This window comes from Methanobacteriaceae archaeon (assembly GCA_013403005.1).
Lineage (GTDB): Archaea > Methanobacteriota > Methanobacteria > Methanobacteriales > Methanobacteriaceae > Methanobacterium.
This window is the reverse complement of record JACBOA010000008.1, coordinates 26495-44084: the sequence shown is the minus strand read 5'-3', so window position 1 is coordinate 44084 and position 17590 is coordinate 26495. Positions and strand designations below refer to the sequence as shown.

General features: G+C 35.7%; 18 protein-coding genes and 1 pseudogene. 12 read left to right on the top strand and 7 right to left on the bottom strand.

Annotated elements, in window-relative coordinates:
* Nucleotides 1-2 precede the first annotated feature (2 nt).
* On the bottom strand, nt 3-956 hold the full coding sequence (locus HVN35_07405) for a succinylglutamate desuccinylase/aspartoacylase family protein (protein ID NYB52364.1): 954 nt from the start codon (nt 954-956) through the stop codon (nt 3-5).
* A gap of 488 nt (nt 957-1444) precedes the next feature.
* Here HVN35_07405 and HVN35_07400 point away from each other — a divergent pair, with 488 nt between their 5' ends.
* Nucleotides 1445-1852 (top strand): hypothetical protein, encoded by a 408-nt coding sequence (locus HVN35_07400; protein ID NYB52363.1) that lies wholly within the window; start codon nt 1445-1447, stop codon nt 1850-1852.
* 260 nt (nt 1853-2112) lie between these two features.
* Here HVN35_07400 and HVN35_07395 read toward each other — a convergent pair whose 3' ends face one another.
* Nucleotides 2113-2976 carry a hypothetical protein gene (locus HVN35_07395; protein NYB52362.1) on the bottom strand — a complete coding sequence of 288 codons (864 nt, stop codon included), beginning with the start codon at nt 2974-2976 and terminating at the stop codon, nt 2113-2115.
* A gap of 309 nt (nt 2977-3285) precedes the next feature.
* On the opposite strand from HVN35_07395, the gene HVN35_07390 reads away from it, so the two are divergent.
* Both HVN35_07390 and HVN35_07385 read left to right on the top strand, forming a co-directional pair.
* Complete coding sequence (locus HVN35_07390; protein NYB52361.1) at nt 3286-4131, top strand: MoxR family ATPase; 846 nt, start codon at nt 3286-3288, stop codon at nt 4129-4131.
* A gap of 56 nt (nt 4132-4187) precedes the next feature.
* Nucleotides 4188-5339, top strand: a complete 1152-nt coding sequence (locus HVN35_07385; protein ID NYB52360.1) for a VWA domain-containing protein — start codon at nt 4188-4190, stop codon at nt 5337-5339.
* Nucleotides 5340-5472: 133 nt separating this feature from the next.
* Here HVN35_07385 and HVN35_07380 read toward each other — a convergent pair whose 3' ends face one another.
* Nucleotides 5473-6237: a serine/threonine protein phosphatase gene (locus tag HVN35_07380; protein ID NYB52359.1), complete on the bottom strand. Its 765-nt coding sequence runs from the start codon at nt 6235-6237 to the stop codon at nt 5473-5475.
* A 136-nt stretch (nt 6238-6373) separates the two neighbouring features.
* Nucleotides 6374-7141 (bottom strand): endonuclease NucS, encoded by a 768-nt coding sequence (nucS, locus tag HVN35_07375; GenBank protein ID NYB52358.1) that lies wholly within the window; start codon nt 7139-7141, stop codon nt 6374-6376.
* Between the two features lie 302 nt (nt 7142-7443).
* On the opposite strand from nucS, the gene HVN35_07370 reads away from it, so the two are divergent.
* From HVN35_07370 to HVN35_07360, 3 genes are all read left to right on the top strand, one after another.
* On the top strand, nt 7444-8877 hold the full coding sequence (locus tag HVN35_07370; GenBank protein NYB52357.1) for a M48 family metalloprotease: 1434 nt from the start codon (nt 7444-7446) through the stop codon (nt 8875-8877).
* A gap of 88 nt (nt 8878-8965) precedes the next feature.
* Nucleotides 8966-9232, top strand: a complete 267-nt coding sequence (locus HVN35_07365) for a hypothetical protein (GenBank protein ID NYB52356.1) — start codon at nt 8966-8968, stop codon at nt 9230-9232.
* A gap of 6 nt (nt 9233-9238) precedes the next feature.
* Entirely contained in the window at nt 9239-9394 is a 156-nt protein-coding gene (locus HVN35_07360) for a hypothetical protein (protein ID NYB52355.1), read from the top strand.
* Nucleotides 9395-9675: 281 nt separating this feature from the next.
* Here the strand turns inward: HVN35_07360 and HVN35_07355 are convergent, their stop codons facing one another.
* On the bottom strand, nt 9676-11079 hold the full coding sequence (locus HVN35_07355) for an MFS transporter (protein NYB52354.1): 1404 nt from the start codon (nt 11077-11079) through the stop codon (nt 9676-9678).
* A gap of 194 nt (nt 11080-11273) precedes the next feature.
* Here HVN35_07355 and HVN35_07350 point away from each other — a divergent pair, with 194 nt between their 5' ends.
* Nucleotides 11274-11732, top strand: a complete 459-nt coding sequence (locus HVN35_07350) for an HIT family protein (protein NYB52353.1) — start codon at nt 11274-11276, stop codon at nt 11730-11732.
* A gap of 188 nt (nt 11733-11920) precedes the next feature.
* On the opposite strand, the gene HVN35_07345 is transcribed toward HVN35_07350, so the two are convergent.
* On the bottom strand, nt 11921-12649 hold the full coding sequence (locus tag HVN35_07345) for a HEAT repeat domain-containing protein (protein NYB52352.1): 729 nt from the start codon (nt 12647-12649) through the stop codon (nt 11921-11923).
* A gap of 181 nt (nt 12650-12830) precedes the next feature.
* On the bottom strand, nt 12831-13283 hold the full coding sequence (locus HVN35_07340; protein ID NYB52351.1) for a metal-dependent transcriptional regulator: 453 nt from the start codon (nt 13281-13283) through the stop codon (nt 12831-12833).
* A gap of 222 nt (nt 13284-13505) precedes the next feature.
* Between HVN35_07340 and HVN35_07335 the strand changes: the two genes are divergently transcribed.
* The 5 genes and pseudogenes from HVN35_07335 (at nt 13506) to HVN35_07315 (ending at nt 17529) form a co-directional block, all read left to right on the top strand.
* Nucleotides 13506-13976 (top strand): hypothetical protein, encoded by a 471-nt coding sequence (locus tag HVN35_07335; GenBank protein ID NYB52350.1) that lies wholly within the window; start codon nt 13506-13508, stop codon nt 13974-13976.
* Nucleotides 13977-14074: 98 nt separating this feature from the next.
* Complete coding sequence (locus HVN35_07330) at nt 14075-15274, top strand: GMC family oxidoreductase (GenBank protein NYB52349.1); 1200 nt, start codon at nt 14075-14077, stop codon at nt 15272-15274.
* A 290-nt stretch (nt 15275-15564) separates the two neighbouring features.
* Entirely contained in the window at nt 15565-16110 is a 546-nt protein-coding gene (locus HVN35_07325) for a YIP1 family protein (protein NYB52348.1), read from the top strand.
* On the top strand, nt 16111-16953 hold the full coding sequence (locus tag HVN35_07320) for a hypothetical protein (protein NYB52347.1): 843 nt from the start codon (nt 16111-16113) through the stop codon (nt 16951-16953).
* Between the two features lie 181 nt (nt 16954-17134).
* Nucleotides 17135-17529, top strand: a pseudogene (locus HVN35_07315) (tautomerase family protein).
* The last annotated feature ends 61 nt before the right edge of the window (nt 17530-17590 follow it).

The window sequence follows — 17590 nt, the reverse complement described above, 5'->3', positions numbered from 1 at the left end:
TATTATGGTTTTATAGTCTCATTCGGTTTAATGTTATATTTTATAGTCGGATCAACGTAAACCCCGGCATATTCTAAAAATGCCATCATATAAGCATAGGAAAGTTCAACACTACCTGGTTCTACTTTACTGTGGGGTGAGAGGACTTCACAGACAACGGAAGTAATTCCTTTACGGTTACTAACTGTGGAAAGCACACCGGAATAATTTCCAACCTTCACCAGGGGAGATTTAGTCTTATTACTGATGAAACGTGCTAACTTTAGACTCTGTAGATTTTCAGAGTCATAAATTATACAATTTTTACCCGGAACATCGTTTGGTTGGGCAGAATGGAAATCAACTAACATGGTAACCTGATTATTGATGGATGTGTTGCTGATAATGTCTAAGGGAGTTCCAGAAATATGGGCAACTCTATCTGGATCTGTTCCATTATCCAGTCTTTGAAGTGTAGCTGTCTGATGGGGTATGGCAAAGGGAACAATGTACAAAGTTCCATTAATTTTCTCGTCTTTTAAATTGTTTATGAGCCGAGTAACAGCTATTTGAGGTGGTAATTCGGCACCATGTACTCCGGCAACAATCATTATTCTAGGTTCACTTCCATTGCCCAGGGTAATCATGGGAGTACCGTTATTGGCAGCATGGATAATTTCATTGATAACATCGGTTTTATTAATATTCTCCATTAAAACCGTGTTATTGGTTATATCTCCCCCAGTGGAATTGTCAATGACAGATATTTGATAACTGGTAGATGCCTGCACACCAGTATCATCAGTAGGACTTTCTATATTCGGTTGTGAGCCATCTGAATTGGTAATGATGATGTATCCACAAACTGAAACGAAAATTAGGCATCCAAAGATGATTAAATACTTATTAAGACTTAAAAATTTTGGATATTCCCTTTTAGATTTTTTCTTAGGATTTAATGACGGCCGTTTTTTCAAAAAAAGCCTCCAATACCCTTTGGAATATATCACTACTATTATTATATTTAAAAAGGGTGATTTATAAGATTGTCGCCTTAAATCCAATTTTTACAGTTATAACTAAACTATTGAAAATAATTGGTTATCTAGAAAAGTAAATAAATGGGTGTTAAACTTTAATTAAAATTTCAAATTTCTTTTTTAACATTTTTCACAAACAAAGAAATATAAGGTGAAAATTTTTTTGCAAATATCGCCCTAACCATCCCATAACTTTAGAGCCCCTATAAATTGTCACAGTATTAGTCAATACATGCATTGTCTGGAATATGCCACCAAATCCATTTAAAAAAAAAAAGTGACTTAAAAGTCCCCTAGATATTTAAAAAAAAAAACGTTGCAAACTCATGATTAATAAAAAAGTTGAATTAAGCTTAAAATATATAATTGTAAAGGATGTGGATTTTAACAATGAATGTATATTAAAAGCTTTTTGAGGCGATTTGATGTTTGATGAAGATTTAATAGATGATATAAGAGAATATCAGTTATTTATCAGTCATGATGGTGAAGGAGACGAAGAATATCTGACCTTTATCCAGAGGCTCATAGAAGCTCGTGATTTTGAATGGAATGACCATGGAATTCCAGGACAAAATACCCAAGAACAACTGCAAAGTCAAATTGAGCCGGTTGAAATTGTGATTATACTAACGGGATTATACACCAAACACCCGGACCTAATAAAAAGCCAAATCGAAATAGCTCAAGATTTTAATAAACCCATAGTCTTAATACGTCCCTACGGATTAGAGGAAGTTCCTCCTGAGTTGGAAGAAATTGCTGAAGGTGTGGTGGGGTGGAATAGGGTGTGTATTGTAGAACGTATTCAGGAGTCTATAATTCGTGAATAAAAGCTTTATATCATTTTATCATAAAATGACCAATTTTCTTTATTTAAAAAGATTAAGTACAAATTAATAAAATAAAAAAAATTATTTTTACCATAATTGGAATCAAAAAAAATAATAAAAATTAAGGTTGTTTTAAAAAAGGATTTTGGCTTGAAAATTAAATTTGAACTACTTTACTTGGGATATAATATTCATAGGGTAAATATATTTTTTTACACAAATAAAACCAATAGATGCTAAAAAATCTATAGGATTAATTTTTAAGCTGTAATTCCCTGGAAACAGGTTTTAACTAGCTTTTTTGTTTCTTGATAAGCCTGATTATAACTAGCCCATTCTGGCATTTCATATACTACTGTGCGAATGCCTAGATTGGCCAATGGATAGGATACTGTAAAGGTGGAACTTCCATGCTCGGCACCGGGGGTTGCCCGGTAATAAGTAAATTCTGGTAAATTGTTATCCACTAATTCACCTATAGCAACAGATGGTGAGTCCATTTTAGGGGTGGCAATGTAATATCCCTTACCATAACCTGGTCCATGATCATGGCAGATAATTACCAGATCAATATTTGATTTCTTAATATCCGGAATAATATACTGTGAAACAAGACCTTCCCCATTGGAACGTCCAGTAACATAATTATCAGGATTACTGGTTACAGTTACATTATAATGAACAATTTCTTCATTGGCAGACAGTTCATAATTATTTATTACATCATTAACTGTTCTTATGGAGAGTTTTTCACGGGGATGCATACCAGTTATTATAGCAATGGTTTTTTTACCTGAGGAACCAGCAGAGGAAGTTCCATTTCCTGGATTTAGAACTTCTTTAGTTATTATTCCCCTACTATCACTGGCCAGTACATTAGGGCTGGAAGCAGGACTGACCCCTAAATCAGGCATGAAAAATGCAAAATAGGATACACCCAGTATGGTTAAGATTATTATGGCTGATAAAATTCCGTAAAACTTTATACGGCTTCCTCGAGGTTTATCCAGAGTTTCAGAATAGAAAAGTTGCCCACCGCATCGACAACTTTCAAAATCCTCTGGGGATTCATCATCCTGTAGCTCATAATAGCCACCGCATCTATTACAGATCAAATAACCCATATCAATCTATACACTATTTAGATAAAGATTCATTTAAGCTTTTTCCTTAAACCGGGTAATATCCACTACATTATAATATAATCCTATTAATTTATGCATAATAAGTATAAAACGTTCGATTAATAAAATAATATTCTATTAATAAAGATAACTAGACCCACAAATATTATCTTTAATTACTCTCAATAATATACATGGTTTATTATTTTTACAACCATTTACCAATATAATCAAATAGGATTTTGAATAATTATTGGGAGGGTTCTTCCTATCAACTCAAATAACTCAACCAGAAAAAGACACTTTGATGTGGAATATCTTAAAGACTCTTTAATCAATTCTAATTATGTTCCAGATGATAATATAATTACCACCCTGTTTCTTGCCCTTGAACTGGGTAAACCAATCCTGGTGGAAGGACCACCTGGGACTGGTAAAACTGAACTTGCTAAGGCTGTAGCCAGAGCTTTAAATAGGGATTTTTTCAGAGTACAGTGTTATGAGGGGATCACCTTTGAACAGATGGTTGGTGAGTGGAATTATCAGAAACAACTTCTGCATCTTGAAATTTCTCGTTTAAAAGAATCCATACCGAAAACCGTGGAAAAAGATGTTTTCGATGAGGAATTTTTCATAAAAAGACCTTTACTCCAGGCTTTCATAAATAGTTCTCCTTCAGTAATGCTTATTGATGAACTGGATAAGGCCGATGAAGAGGTGGAAAGTTTCCTACTACAGGCTTTGGGAGAAAAAGAAATAACAGTAAACGATCTGGGAACTTACAACCTTAAAAATGACTTATTAGTTGTTTTAACCTCTAATTCACAGAGAATGCTTCTGGACGAGACCCGGGATCGTTGTCTTTTCCTATACATCGATTATCCCACACCGGAAAGGGAAATTGAAATTGTAAAATCCCTGGTGCCTGAAGCTCCTCACTTACTGGTGGAAAAGGTAGTAGATATCATTCAGAAGATCAGGCATATTGATCTGGTGAAAAAACCATCTATTAGGGCTACTGTGGACTGGGTACGGACACTGATGACCATGGGAGGCACAGAAATTAACGAAGAATCACTAGGTAAAACAGTTAATGTTGTATTAAAAACAGAGGAAGATCGTAAAAGGGTTGCATCTGAAATATTCAAATCATAAATGGGAATATTCAAATCAAATAGGGATTATGAACCTGAATAAAAACATGAGGACTTATGGATAAAATAGTTAATTTTTCAAATTTATTAAGGCAAAATGGTATCCCGGTTAGTATCAGAAGCACACACACCGGAAAACAAGTCATAAATTTAATTAGTGAAGATGATACTCTGTTTAAGGCAGCTCTCTCATCAGTTTACATAAAAGAAGAAAAACACCGGAGCACCTTTAACCGACTTTTTGATGAGTTTTTCCAAGGAAAAAAAGAAGATTCTGTGGAAGAAAAAAAAGACGAAAAAACTTCCAAAAATCTAAATAAAAAACTATGCTCCGCGAAAAAGAATAAAAAATGGAACATCACTTATCAGGAAGAGGATACTGGTACTAAAGCCAGTGAACTCAGTTCTGTTGAGGTTAACTACCATCCACCCCTTAATGATTATGAAGACACATGTGATGAGACTGATCTTCTCTTTAGGGATATAAACACCCTGAATTCTTTTGAACCGGAACTTTTCCTGTTGTGTCAGATGATGGGTCGGAAGATTGCCATGGTTCGCAGCAGACGACAAAGACAGGCTAAAATCATGCGTCCTGATGTTAGGCGAACCATTCGAAAGAATCTGCAGTATGGAGGAGTGTTAATTGATCTCCTCAAAAGCAAGCCCCGTGTTAAGAAGAACCATCATTTCTTCTTAAATGATGTAAGTGGTTCCTGTGACTGGATAAGTAACTGGTTTTTCTGTCTGGTTTACGCAGCCCAGAATTCCTTCAGAAGAGTTAGAGTCTTTGATTTTGACAATAAATCTGTGGAAACCTCATCAGCCATGGATGAACCAAATATGATGGATGCTTTTATAAAAGTACGTGACATACGGCAGAAGAATCTGATGATCCATGGAACCAGTGATATGTACCAGGCCTTTGCTTCTTTCCTGGATAAAGTTCATCTAAACCGCAGGTCCACATTGATAATCCTCACTGATTGTCGTGACTGGGCAGGACCTAAAAATGAGGGAAAACCGCAGAGCGCAGATTTAGTAGAGAAAATGACCCGAAAATGTCGTAAGGTTATGGTTTTCAATCCGGAAGATAAGAAAAAATGGGATGTAGTGGATAGCTGTGTTTCCCATTATCAGGATGCTGGGGCAGAGATTCATGAAGTTCGAAACCTGGATCAGCTGGCGCATCTGGTAAGAGATATATAACCACCTATTCCTCATTAACCAAAGATCCAATACTATTGCATTGAATCATCCTCTAAAAATCTGATTTTCAAATAAAATGATTCCTCATCTTATTATATTTATTCTAATAATAGTCATATCCTTCAATTATTTTTCAATTTAAATATCTAACCATTTTCATAACATCACTGGTTCTGGATATTTCTTTTTCTAAATCCAACAAAACATAAGCCTTTTTCCCTAAACTGAAACTGGAAGAGATTATTATTTGTTTTCCGTATTTCAAAACCCCATCTACTGGTGTGTGTCCCACAATCATGACTTTACACCCTATTGCATGAAGAAAATTTTCCACATCTTTTTGGGTGTAATCACCGTACCGATTCCAGAGAATTTCGTATAACGGCTGATTAGGCAGGTAACCTTTTCTGGTAATCTTTTCTATTTCCTCCAGACTTTCAATATGTTTAGGAGGTCCAGCATGACTAATAAATACACCATTACTGGTTTTAATAGAAATTGGGAATTTTTTGAATAATTCTATGTATTGGGTTAACTTTTCCTCCCATTCTTCCCTGAATTTCTTCTTGATTAGATTCTCAAAACTGTTTATCTGGTTTTTACCAGCCTTATAAACAGGAACCTGGACAATGTTAGCCCATTCATGATTACCCAAAAGTGGGTGAAAGTTCTGGTTGTTTTTCATTTCATCCATAACTGATTCAAGGATTTCAATGGATCCATCATCTTCTTTATCCATGGCATTGATTAAATCTCCTGTGAAAATCAGATGCTGCTTTTTACTTGAAGTTTTCTTCCATAAATCTATGATTTTTAAATAATCTGTTAAATTTCCATGAAGATCGCTTGCAATTAATGCCCGACCCTTTGATGGTAATTCAATCAGATCCTTTCTCATAAAACATCCCGTTACAACAATCAATACATCTTAAGCATATATTTTGTCGTAAATGGTTATAATATTCTGATAACTCAAAGTAAAAAAATGAAAAATGAGAGGTTGGGAAATAATAATCTTTATAATTATATCTGTACTAAGAACGGCTCTCACTGAGGAATTTTTCCAGAGTAACCACCTTATCAGTACCCAGTTCCCTTGGAGGTTCAAGGGCCTTAAATTCCATGTCCTGTTCTTGGAGGAGTTGTAGAGCATCATCTGTAACTGAAGGTGCGACCAGAACACCCCTTACTTTTTCTTTATGGTCACTGAAACAATCCACGTACCTTCTCAACTGTTTAACTGCATTAACACCTGCCTTTCTACTTTTAAGTTCCAATATCATCAAATTTCCATCCTGATCCTTACCTAGTATGTCAATGAATCCGCTTGGTGTGTGGTACTCTCGGGAGGTGGGTCTGAAACCTTTTTCAATGACATCAGGGTCTTTAAAAATAAGGTCCCCCATATGTGCTTCGTAACCTGCCAGTTCAAGACTCTTTGAATCCTCTCCTATGAAATATGATGCCAGGTGAGTGTTTAATATTTCCACTTCCAGTGTTTCATGAGGACTTCTCCTTACACCCTTTATTTTCACCATTCCTTGATGTAGGCTGACTGAGACCTTGGTTTTAGGTGGTTGCCAGTTTACAGGCTCCAGATTACGGTCCTGGTGTATGATAAATGATCCATCGGATTTGATGAGTATGATCCTATCCCCTAATTCCAGACGACTAATGGCTCTCCCATCATAATAAACTCGGCAAGATGCCATAATAGTAATAAACGCCTTTTTAGATAATCCTTCACTAATAATCTCTAATACCCGTTCCACATCAGGGTTATTTTCAACAACCAGTTTCATAATATGAATTTCAGGCTTTTAATAAAAATATTTCACTGTTATCATAAATTTAAAGTATTAATTAATAATAATAGTGTGAATTTCCCATCAAATCATAGAACCGATTAAAAAGGGTAAAAGGTAGAAATCAAAATTAAATCTAATAGTTTTTCCCCCATTTTAGGGCATTATAAAGAAAATAGGATTAGAAAACTAATTTATTTCGAGATCTGCATTTAAAATAATAACCATGAATTTATTTAATTTAAGAGTTAAATTATAATCAAAAAGAATATTCCATTTAATCATTAGGAGACTAATAATTGGAAAAAAATTTCACCATAGACACTGAACTTTCATCAGGGCATCTGGAGGAAGCTTTGGATTTTATACGAGAATATTATCTTTTAACTCAACCTGATTATTTCAAGAACGTTTTAAAAACTGTAGAAAATGGTTCTACATATTTAAGCTTTACTGCAATCCATCCAAAGGAAGACTGGGGAGTGAGTGTAAAGATAGAGGCAGCTAACCCCTTCAAAGTAAAGATGGATCCAGTAAGTGTTCCAGCAGATATTGATATTTCCCAAAAAATGGATTCACTTGAAGAGGAAATTTTAATTGCAGTTCAGGTGTATGAGGATAACATTCGCCAGGCCACCCTTTACTTTGCCTGGGTTGAAGGGGACGAAATCATCCCTGAAGACCCTCCCAGCAGCCGCAAAAAGGCATCCTTCCGTATGTTTGGAAGTAATATGATTTTGGTATATGTCCTTTTTTTTGCAGTGAACATAATTTTATTTATATCATTAGGTGTTTTAATGGCAATTGTTGCTATTTTAGCCCTGCAACTGGTTATCGTACTATTTTCTGATCGTATATTGCTCCGTAGCAGTGACTGGAGGATCACTGCCGAGAATCCCAGGGTGCACATTCTGGAATACCAATTACCACTGGATGATTATTTGAAATTCCGGGAAAAATTCGGTAAGGATATGATTATTAAAATGAAAAATGAAATCTACCAGAAAAGTCTCGCCATGGGCCTAGAACCAACCTGTGAGTTAGGAGAAGAGGTATTCAATGAATATGGATTTAAATGTAACGCTGATCTGAAGGTTTCCAAGGTGGTTGATGTTTACCGTCTCGTTGAAGATGCAGCGGGAAAGTTCGGAATAAACACTCCCAGTGTAGCATTAAGTAACACCATGATCCCTAATGCTGCTGCCACTGGCCCCAGTCCCAACCGGAGTTTGGTGCTTATAACCACCGGACTTTTGGTACAATTAGAAGAAAACGAAATACTTTCAGTAATTGGCCATGAAATGGGTCATCTGATGGGTAGAGATCCAATCATACTTTTCAGTATTATCTCATTGGAATTCATCCTGCGTTTCAGCCTGCTATTCCCCCTGGTTGCCGTTTCTCCCCTACTTTATCTTATCGTGGCACTGGGACTTATCTTTTTCATAGCCAAATTCTTTGAAACAAGGGCAGATCTCTTATCTGCAATGAAAATTGGCCAACCACATGTTCTGGCAGAGGCACTGCGTAAAATAGGTTACCAGCGCCTCCACGCTGAAAGAATATCACCCACCAGACTTCCCAGCTGGTTGAACTTTGACCCCCATCCCCCCATATATTTCCGCATAGATCGTCTGGAAAATATGAAAACACCGGTAAAGGTTAAAGACCCTCTTCTAACCTCTGCTAAAGATGTTATTAATGGTTTTAAAAGATCCCTTAAAATTAAATAACAATTCTCCCCCCAATAGAACAATTAATCCATGGAAAAAGCATCATGCAAAAATCAAATAGCATATCAAACTTTTAGGAGAAAAACTCATGCATGTAAATGTTGAATGGGTAGATAAAACCTTAAACGGGTGGAATGCTCGTATTAACGTAACTTTATCGGTTGATGAGATTTCAAGATTAGATAAGGATTCTATTTGTAATATTGAAGATTATAGTATAGATATTGAAGGTTCCAGCTTAAAATTTGATTGTTTTTTGAATAATGATGAACCCTGGGAGGATGAACACCTAGAAGAACTATTGAAAGCTCTTAAATTAGAAGTAGAATATCATGTTCATGGTCTCTTAAAATAAGCATCAATGAAGTTCATTATCTCCTTAATTCATTATGTCGATGATGCTTCCAAACCAAGCAGGATGATTTGCCAGAAAGATGGTATTGGCAATGATTGTGGCTGCGATGGAAATGTTGAATATCCAGAGAACATCCTGAAAGATGGGTGCTATATAACCTAAATTCCATGAAAGCACGTTGTTTACAATCTATAAAAAAATAATATTTACTATCACAGCCCCGTAAATTCAGAAGTTTTAGATTCTTTTTCTTGAGCCGAACTTCCCAAAAAGAGTATGCATCTATCTCTTATAAGCCTATCTAATAGATAACCAATCTAATAGATACTCAACTGTTATTATTCTTGTATATTTCTTAATTTTATCTTAAATAATATTTTGTCTGGCTTTTTTTAATAATGATAGATTTCTTTTCTGGATTTATTATCCAATAGATATTAGATTTATTGATTTTTCTCTTTGACTCTTAAAGTGAAATATGCTGCTAATAAACTAAAAATAGCGAATATTATGAAAGAGATATGCATTCCATCCATAAATAAAGGATATTTTTCAGCTGTTAATTGTGCATTTCCCATATAAATAGTAAGAATAAATAAAAGAACCCCTAAACTCACTGTCTGACCAACATATACCATTGTAGAAAGTGCAGCAGACCCAACAGCATAAAAAGTACTGGTTAATGATTTAAGAAAATTACGATTAGTGGGAGTAGAGAAAAATCCCATTCCCACCCCGATTATTAATAATCCCCCTAAAACCAGGGTTAAGGAAGATCTTTCACCTACAATGGCAAGTATTAAAAGTCCAATGGTGCATAATATGGTTCCAGTTATGTTCAGGAAACTTTTATCGCTCTTATCAGCCATACGACCTACTAATGGTGATAAAAAAGCCACCGCCATTGGCTGAACAGCCAGAATTAGTGCAGAAATAAATGGATCCAAACCCCTAAGATCCTGCAAGTATAAGCTAAGAAGAGTCCAAATTCCTGATGTAGCAACAGTAATCATTAAAAGAGCTAATCCTGAGAATTTAGTGGTTTGGTTTTTAAAGACGGTAACTGGCAAAACTGGATTTTTAGATTTTCTTTCCATGTGCAAAAATATAATTAAACCCATTAAACCTACCATTAGTAAAATTTTGCCTGAAAAATCTTGAAATGTTGAAACCCCATAAATAAAAGTGGATAGGGAAACTATGTAAATGATGGAACCTTTTTTATCGAATCTCTTACCAGAGCTACTTTTCCATTCACCTTCAAAGCCTGCAAGGATTAGGATTAATGCAAACAAACCCAGGGGGATGTTGGCAAAAAATATACTTCTCCATCCTAACCACTGGGCCAGGAAACCTCCCAGCAAGGGTCCCATAAAAAGACCCACATAAACCGAAGTGAGATAGATACCTAAAATTTCACCCCTCCGTTTATGGGGGAAAATAGATATCAGGAGAGCCACTCCAGTGGCGAAGATCATGGCACATCCTACTCCCTGCAGAAAACTGAATAAAACCAGAATCGTCCCTGAATTTGAGAAACCAGCCAAAAAAGAAGCTAATATATAAACTATTAATCCCCAGGTGAAAACTTTCTTACGACCATGTATGTCTGCTAACCTACCGAAGGTCAATACCAATGCAGCATTAGCCAGAACAAATGCCATTGGAATCCACCCTAAAATAAGAATATCAACTGATAGATCATTTTGGATTAGTGGGAGGGCTATGTTAACTGATGATCCCATAAAAGGTATTAAAAAGGAGCTAATTACAACCGAAGTCAAACATACTATTTGAGTTGATTTACTGGTAAGCACTGTACTTGATGAACCCCTTTCAGTAGCCATGCACTTTATCCCCCCTCAAGTGAGGTGAACTCTATTTTTTTACCTCTCTGTTTCAGAGTTATATCAATGAGTTATATCAATAGTTACAATCTTATAGAACATAGTGTTTATTTAGTAACTAATCCCAGAAATGTTGATGTAATGACGGGAGTAAGTATTTTTAATTATTTTAAATCTTAGGGAGATTTATGCAAATGAGTATTGAATGTCCTTACTGCGAGAAATTGGTTGAATATAACTTTGGAGATCCACTGCTGCAGACTGATCACTGGATTGTGTTTTTAGCCCCTAATCAAAGCAATCTGGCAACCTGTGTAGTGGCACTTAAAAGGAACCACAAGACTTTGTCCGGCCTTAAAACAGATGAATGGCAGGATTTCATCAAACTCCTGGAGAGAATGGAATCATCAGTGAAAAATGCATTTGATGCTACTCTTTTTAACTGGGGCTGTTTAATGAACACTTTTTATCTGGAAGACACTTTAGAGCCTCATTTACACTGGCATTTTATACCACGTTACAACCACCCGGTAGAATTTGCAGGACACATCTTTGAGGATCCGCATTTTGGTTACATGCGCCCTAGACCACCTAAAAAAATATCAAAAGATGTTAGGGAAGAAATAGCCAATGAGATAAGAAAATTTTTATAATATTAAAGATTTTAACCTAATTAGAAAAACTTACCCCCCCCTTCCCAATTTGCAATCATATATGCAAATGGATAAAATCATGATTAAAATAATTGAAAGCTTAATCTGTTAACAAAATAAATCTAGATGTAAAATTAGATGAAAAATAAGATGAAAGAGAATATTTATAAGATTTTAATTATAAGATTTTAATTCTCTTTTTCTTGATTTTCCTTCAGGCGATTATTAAGCTCCTGTATGGCTTCTTCTACTTGTAAGCGAACATACCACTTCTCATCATCCATAGCATCCAGCAAAGGTTTAATAGCCCTTTCATCACCTATTTTACCTAATGCACCGGCAGCATGACGGCGAACACTGACATCTTTATCTTTTAATGCTTCTATAAGAACTGGTACTGCTTTTTTATCACCTATCATGCCCAAAGCTTCTTCTGCAGCACTGCGAAAGCTGAAATCATCATCTTTAAGAGAATCTATTAAATGGTCCACTGCGCGGGGATCACCCAGGCGACCCAGTGCAATTGCCACGCTGTTCCTGATTTTCTCATCTTTCAAGGATTCTAAAAGAGGCAGTAGCGCTCTTTTATCCCCAATTTCACCCAAGGCTTCAGCAGCATGTTGGCGCACATACCATTTTTCATCGCGAAGGATTTTCAGTAGAAAAGGGGTTGCATCAGCAGCACCGATTTTACCGAGGGATCTTGCAGCATTCCATCGCACATCACCATCATCATAAGCCAAAGCATCAATAAGGGCTTCTACCACCTTTTCATCTTTAAACCGGGACATTGCCCTGGCAGCCAAGGCGCGGTTTTTATTATCTCCTTTTTTTAAGGTTTTAATCAGGCCCTTAACATCTCCTTCAATTTCCATTTTTTCCACATCTGGATTGTAAGTTCCATCAAAAATCCCCATACTTTTCACCCTTAATTTTCATTTTCCACCATAGAAAGCTTCTAAAAATATTATCTTCTAATTTTATCTCCTGAATTTAAATTTCTATTTTTAATAGCATCTAAATGCTTAATACCCTCTAATCTCTTTGATTGTTTTAAAGATTTCAAATATAGATAAAGTTTTTTTCTTAGATAAGTTATTATTTCGTATTATTTTCTTCACTGGCATATGCTTGGAATTCTTCCATGAAATCACTGGCATTGGGATGAATTTGAACAAATTCTATAAACTTTCTTAATTTATACATGGTGGACACATCCATTACATGTTCCATGGAACAGGCATCTTTCTCAGCAACACTATCCTTTACTCCCAAGAGGGTTAGAAAATCTTTAATTAATTGATGTCTACAATTTACAACTTCTGCAATCCTGATTCCCTCATCCTTCAACTTAATAGTACCATAACGTTCATATGAAACAAGATCCATATTGGAAAGTTTTTTAACTGCTTCTACTACACTTGGAGGCTTGACTCCCAGTGTTTGTGCTACGTCTTTCACCCGAATGGTTCCTTGGCCTTTTTCCAATGAGTACATAGCTTCTAAATAATCCTCCACACTACGGGTGATTTTTTTTGAATTAACTCTCATCATATATTTTTTCTGTTTTTTGATTCTATTAACTTTATCTTTCCACAAGAATTATCATAAAATTAATAAATAATTTTATAAAATACATATATTTTTAAGTTTAGCATTTATTCGAACACAGTGTATGGAAAATCCTTATTAAGTCAAATATAAATAGATGAAATTGGTTTAATAGGAATAGAAGATATAATAAAGTAATATTACAAAAGAGGAATGTTTCCAATGCCTAACTTTAACCTGGAACTTGCCATTTTAACCAGTATTATACTGGGCTTCATTCTGGCTTTTTTGAATATCGGAGGAATTTTTTCACTGGCCATCGTTGGTTTTGTGGCGGTTTATCTAACCAATGACGAGGAAGCAAGCTATAAAGTAGGTTCAATGGCAGCAGGAGCTCTTTGTTTAATTTATTTCTTTATATGTTTGTTCACACCACCTGACCTACCCTATCAACTACCTAATCCAGTTGTTATTGGTATAAGTTATGGTATTGAAGGTTTATTCACTCTAATATTAGGTTTAATAGTAGGATTGTGTATTTATGGTTTTATGGGTGCCATTGGAGGATACTTTGCAGATAAAATATTCAAACCACAGGACAGACCAAAACGTCCCGTGACCGTTAAAAGCCCTAGGAAAATCCTAAAAAGTAAATCAAAACCTAAAAGAAGAACTCTTAACAGAAAGCTGTAGTTTTTAGGTATAATTTTTTTAATCAAAATTTTTTAACAGTTATTAATTTGATTGCAGACATCTAACATTTAAAACCCTGAAAAGATGTAGTGGCTAATATGAGAAACATAATAATTGTAGGTTCAGGGGCGGGCGGAGCGACCATTGCCAGGGAACTGACTATTAGCGGGTTTAAAGTGACTATTCTGGAGAAAGGAAGATCTGTTTCCCCTGATAAATCCTATGAATGTTATGATAATCTTGATGTGGGTGTTGAACTTCTGAAAACCACCTGTCTGGGTGGAACCACCCTGGTCACAGCAGGAAACGCTGTTCGTACCTGCCAGGAGGATTTTAAAAAAATAGGAATCAACCTTGATAAAGAATTCCAAGAAGTGGAAAGTGAACTACATGTAGGAACACTTCCCCCATCACACTTTGGTGAGGGTACCTTGAAAATAATGGAAGCCTCTGCTTCTATGGGACTAAGCATGGAGAAAATGCCTAAATTTATCAACCCCCTGGAATGTATTCCCTGTGGTAAATGCTCAATGGGTTGCCCACGGAATGCTAAATGGACTTCACTTAACTATCTCGATGAAGCACTAGAATTTGGTGCCCGAATAATTCATAATTCACCCGTTAATGAGCTTATCATTAATAATAACCAAGTTACGGGTGTTAGATGTCACAAACAGGAATACAACGCAGATCTGGTAATTTTGTGTGCTGGAGCTATTGAAACCCCTCGATTGCTTAGTTCTGCAGGTTTAGAGGCTGGAAGGCATCTTTTTGTGGATACATTTGTAACTGTGGGAGGAGTGCTCAGAGGCATAGATTTTTACAAAGAAGTTTCCATGAATGCATTGTATAAAGGAGATGGATTCATACTTGCACCACATTATTCAGGTTTACTTACATCCAGGTTCGAAAAACACGGCTTCAAAGAGAAGGATGTGCTGGGAATGATGGTGAAGATTAAAGATGAAAGGGATGGTTATGTTGAAAAATACCGTGTAGTGAAAAATAACACATCCCATGATATAGGTCTTATTGCTAGAGGTTCAGCCCTTGCTGGTTCTATCCTTACAAGAGCTGGAGTTGATCCAGCCACCCTTGTTTCAACCCCAGCCAGAGGAGCACATCCCGGGGGAACCGCAGCAATGGGTGAAGTAGTAGATAAAAATCTGGAAACAGAAATAGAAGGCCTTTATGTATGCGATGCCAGTGTTCTTCCCAGAGCACCGGGTGCACCACCAGTTTTAACTATTCTAGCACTGGCTAAACGACTTGCAAACCATATTAAGACCATAGGTTAGATACTATTTTTAAGTTATCCCATAACCAAATAGGTACATAATTAAATTAATATTAATCTATCTCGGGTTTAGATTCCTTAACATCCTCTTTAATGATTTTTTAGAGAAATTAATTATTAAGAATATCTTAAAAGCTTTTTTTTGCTTTATTGATTTAACACAACCTATGTAATATAAGGATTTAGAGAACTTCAATCACCCGAGAAAATTATATCCAGGATTAGTATCAATAAATTATAGAAAAATAAATTATAGAGACATATATTTAGTGGTTATTAATGGTGATTTCATTGAAAGAAAATATCCTGAGAATTTTTGAGGGGATGGCAGAAGTTCTTGTGGTGCCAGAGAAATTCTTCCAGAAAACCCTGGAAGATAAAAAACCGATGAATGGTCTTTATTTTTTGATTTTCTTTGCAGCGTTACTGGGTTTCATGGCCGGAGGACTTTCAAGCAACTTTTTAGTGGCAATTATTTTCGCAGTGTTACTTATTGTACTGGCTGTGATAAAAACACTAATATGGGCAATTATAAGTTACTTAGTTGCTATTTTTATTTTTAAGGGTGAAGGTGACTTTAAAAATACCTTTGGACTTTTTGGTTTTATTTCTGTTTCCTATTTACTGGGGATTTTTGGACTGGCAACTTTGATGCTGACAGGTTCAGTGTTCTCATCGTTTTTATTAGGTTTATTAATGATTATCTGGATGGTAGTCATTGCTGCAGTAGCTGTAGATGCTGAACACAAAATAGGGATAGGCAAATCATTCCTATCAGTCATGGGAATTCCTGCCCTGATTATTATTGTGATAAGTCTTATACTGGGGGTTTTATAGATGAAGACTATAAGAATTCTGGGAATTGTCATTATTTTGGTGCTGATATTTTCCCTGCTTGCCGCTGCAAATCACATGATAGCCGGACCTCAAGGGAAGGAGAAAACAATTAGCAATAACTACACGCTTAATGACGCTCAGATAGCTGGAATTAACCGGGTTAACATTAATTTCCAGGGTAATACATCAGGAATTGGTGTTAAATTCCAGAATAAATCAGAAAACCTTTATGATATATCTATTGAACGAGAGGAAAACTCCAGAGAACCCAGTGTAACTTATACACGCAACGGAGATGTATTGGATGTAAACCTTCTACTGGACAGTGGATCTGCCAGTATAGCTCTTGGTAACAGGTGCACCTACAACACCAACTTACAGACCAAAGTAGGTGGTTTTGGTTTATACTTGGATAATAACGGAAAATTAGATAATGTTAACACTTCCATCAAATATGTTGGTGGAGGAACTGTGGTTCTGGGAAATTCAACCTTTAATCGAATGGATTTGAGTGTTAATTTGGGGGGCTTTGCGGTTCAGGTCCTTCCTGAAAAGTTCTCATCTACTGGAACCATTCATACCAATATTCAGATTGGAGGAGTGAATCTGCAGATTCAGCCAGCTTCCAATCTTGGATATCAGGTTAAAGGAACCGTGGATCTGGGAGGGCTGATATTCGAACCCAACAACTTCAATGTACTGGTTAATAACACCACCAATACTGTAATTGAAAGTAAAGACTATTCTAAAAAGTCCTCTAAACTGCAGATTGAAAGTACGGTGGGTCTTGGGGGAGTAAACATTAACATGTTTTACATGCCCCTGGAAATGTTCCCACAATAAAAGCGTATCTGGGGAATGAGTACATTTTTTTCCTTTTTTATTTTTTTCTTTTTTCATTCTATTTTTTTATCTTGGGTTGTTCTGGCAGAAAAAATAGTATAAAGGCATGTAATCTATTTAAAAAGGGATGGATAATTTATATCCCTCTTAAATTTATGAATAAACACTTCAGGTTAATAAAATGTGTTCACTGGTAAAAATTGAGATTCGAAAAGGTAAAAATAAAATTATATAAAAAAGCCATATTAGACGGAGTTCACAAAGCCTTGGTAGAGTCATTTAAAATACCTGACTGACCGTTTTCAGCGGGTTTATGAACCGGATGAGGAATACTTTGAATGTTCACCAGAACGTAGTTCTGATGTTACTCTCATTCAGATAACTGCATTTCCTGATCGTTCATTTATAGCTAAAAAATTATTATATGAAAATATCGTCAAAAATTTAGGTGAAAATCCTGGTATTGATGGCCATGATATTTTTATCCTGCTTTTAGAACCTCCCATGGAAAATTGGAGTATTCGTGAAGGCCAGCCTGCAAGTGAAGTTGATTTTGGGTTTAAAATCGATGTTTGATAAATTAATCCTATTTATTATTTAAAAATTTCTTGAATTTTCTTTGAAACTTTCTATAATT

What these genes read in the sequence shown, in the direction of transcription:
- HVN35_07360 (NYB52355.1), top strand. Translation starts at nt 9,239, where the DNA reads ATGAAGTTCATTATCTCCTTAATTCATTATGTCGATGATGCTTCCAAA.
- HVN35_07355 (NYB52354.1), bottom strand. Translation starts at nt 11,079, where the DNA reads ATGGCTACTGAAAGGGGTTCATCAAGTACAGTGCTTACCAGTAAATCA.
- HVN35_07340 (NYB52351.1), bottom strand. Translation starts at nt 13,283, where the DNA reads ATGAGAGTTAATTCAAAAAAAATCACCCGTAGTGTGGAGGATTATTTA.
- HVN35_07335 (NYB52350.1), top strand. Translation starts at nt 13,506, where the DNA reads ATGCCTAACTTTAACCTGGAACTTGCCATTTTAACCAGTATTATACTG.
- HVN35_07365 (NYB52356.1), top strand. Translation starts at nt 8,966, where the DNA reads ATGCATGTAAATGTTGAATGGGTAGATAAAACCTTAAACGGGTGGAAT.
- HVN35_07385 (NYB52360.1), top strand. Translation starts at nt 4,188, where the DNA reads ATGGATAAAATAGTTAATTTTTCAAATTTATTAAGGCAAAATGGTATC.
- HVN35_07400 (NYB52363.1), top strand. Translation starts at nt 1,445, where the DNA reads ATGTTTGATGAAGATTTAATAGATGATATAAGAGAATATCAGTTATTT.
- HVN35_07350 (NYB52353.1), top strand. Translation starts at nt 11,274, where the DNA reads ATGAGTATTGAATGTCCTTACTGCGAGAAATTGGTTGAATATAACTTT.
- HVN35_07380 (NYB52359.1), bottom strand. Translation starts at nt 6,237, where the DNA reads ATGAGAAAGGATCTGATTGAATTACCATCAAAGGGTCGGGCATTAATT.
- HVN35_07330 (NYB52349.1), top strand. Translation starts at nt 14,075, where the DNA reads ATGAGAAACATAATAATTGTAGGTTCAGGGGCGGGCGGAGCGACCATT.
- HVN35_07320 (NYB52347.1), top strand. Translation starts at nt 16,111, where the DNA reads ATGAAGACTATAAGAATTCTGGGAATTGTCATTATTTTGGTGCTGATA.
- nucS (NYB52358.1), bottom strand. Translation starts at nt 7,141, where the DNA reads ATGAAACTGGTTGTTGAAAATAACCCTGATGTGGAACGGGTATTAGAG.
- HVN35_07395 (NYB52362.1), bottom strand. Translation starts at nt 2,976, where the DNA reads ATGGGTTATTTGATCTGTAATAGATGCGGTGGCTATTATGAGCTACAG.
- HVN35_07345 (NYB52352.1), bottom strand. Translation starts at nt 12,649, where the DNA reads ATGGGGATTTTTGATGGAACTTACAATCCAGATGTGGAAAAAATGGAA.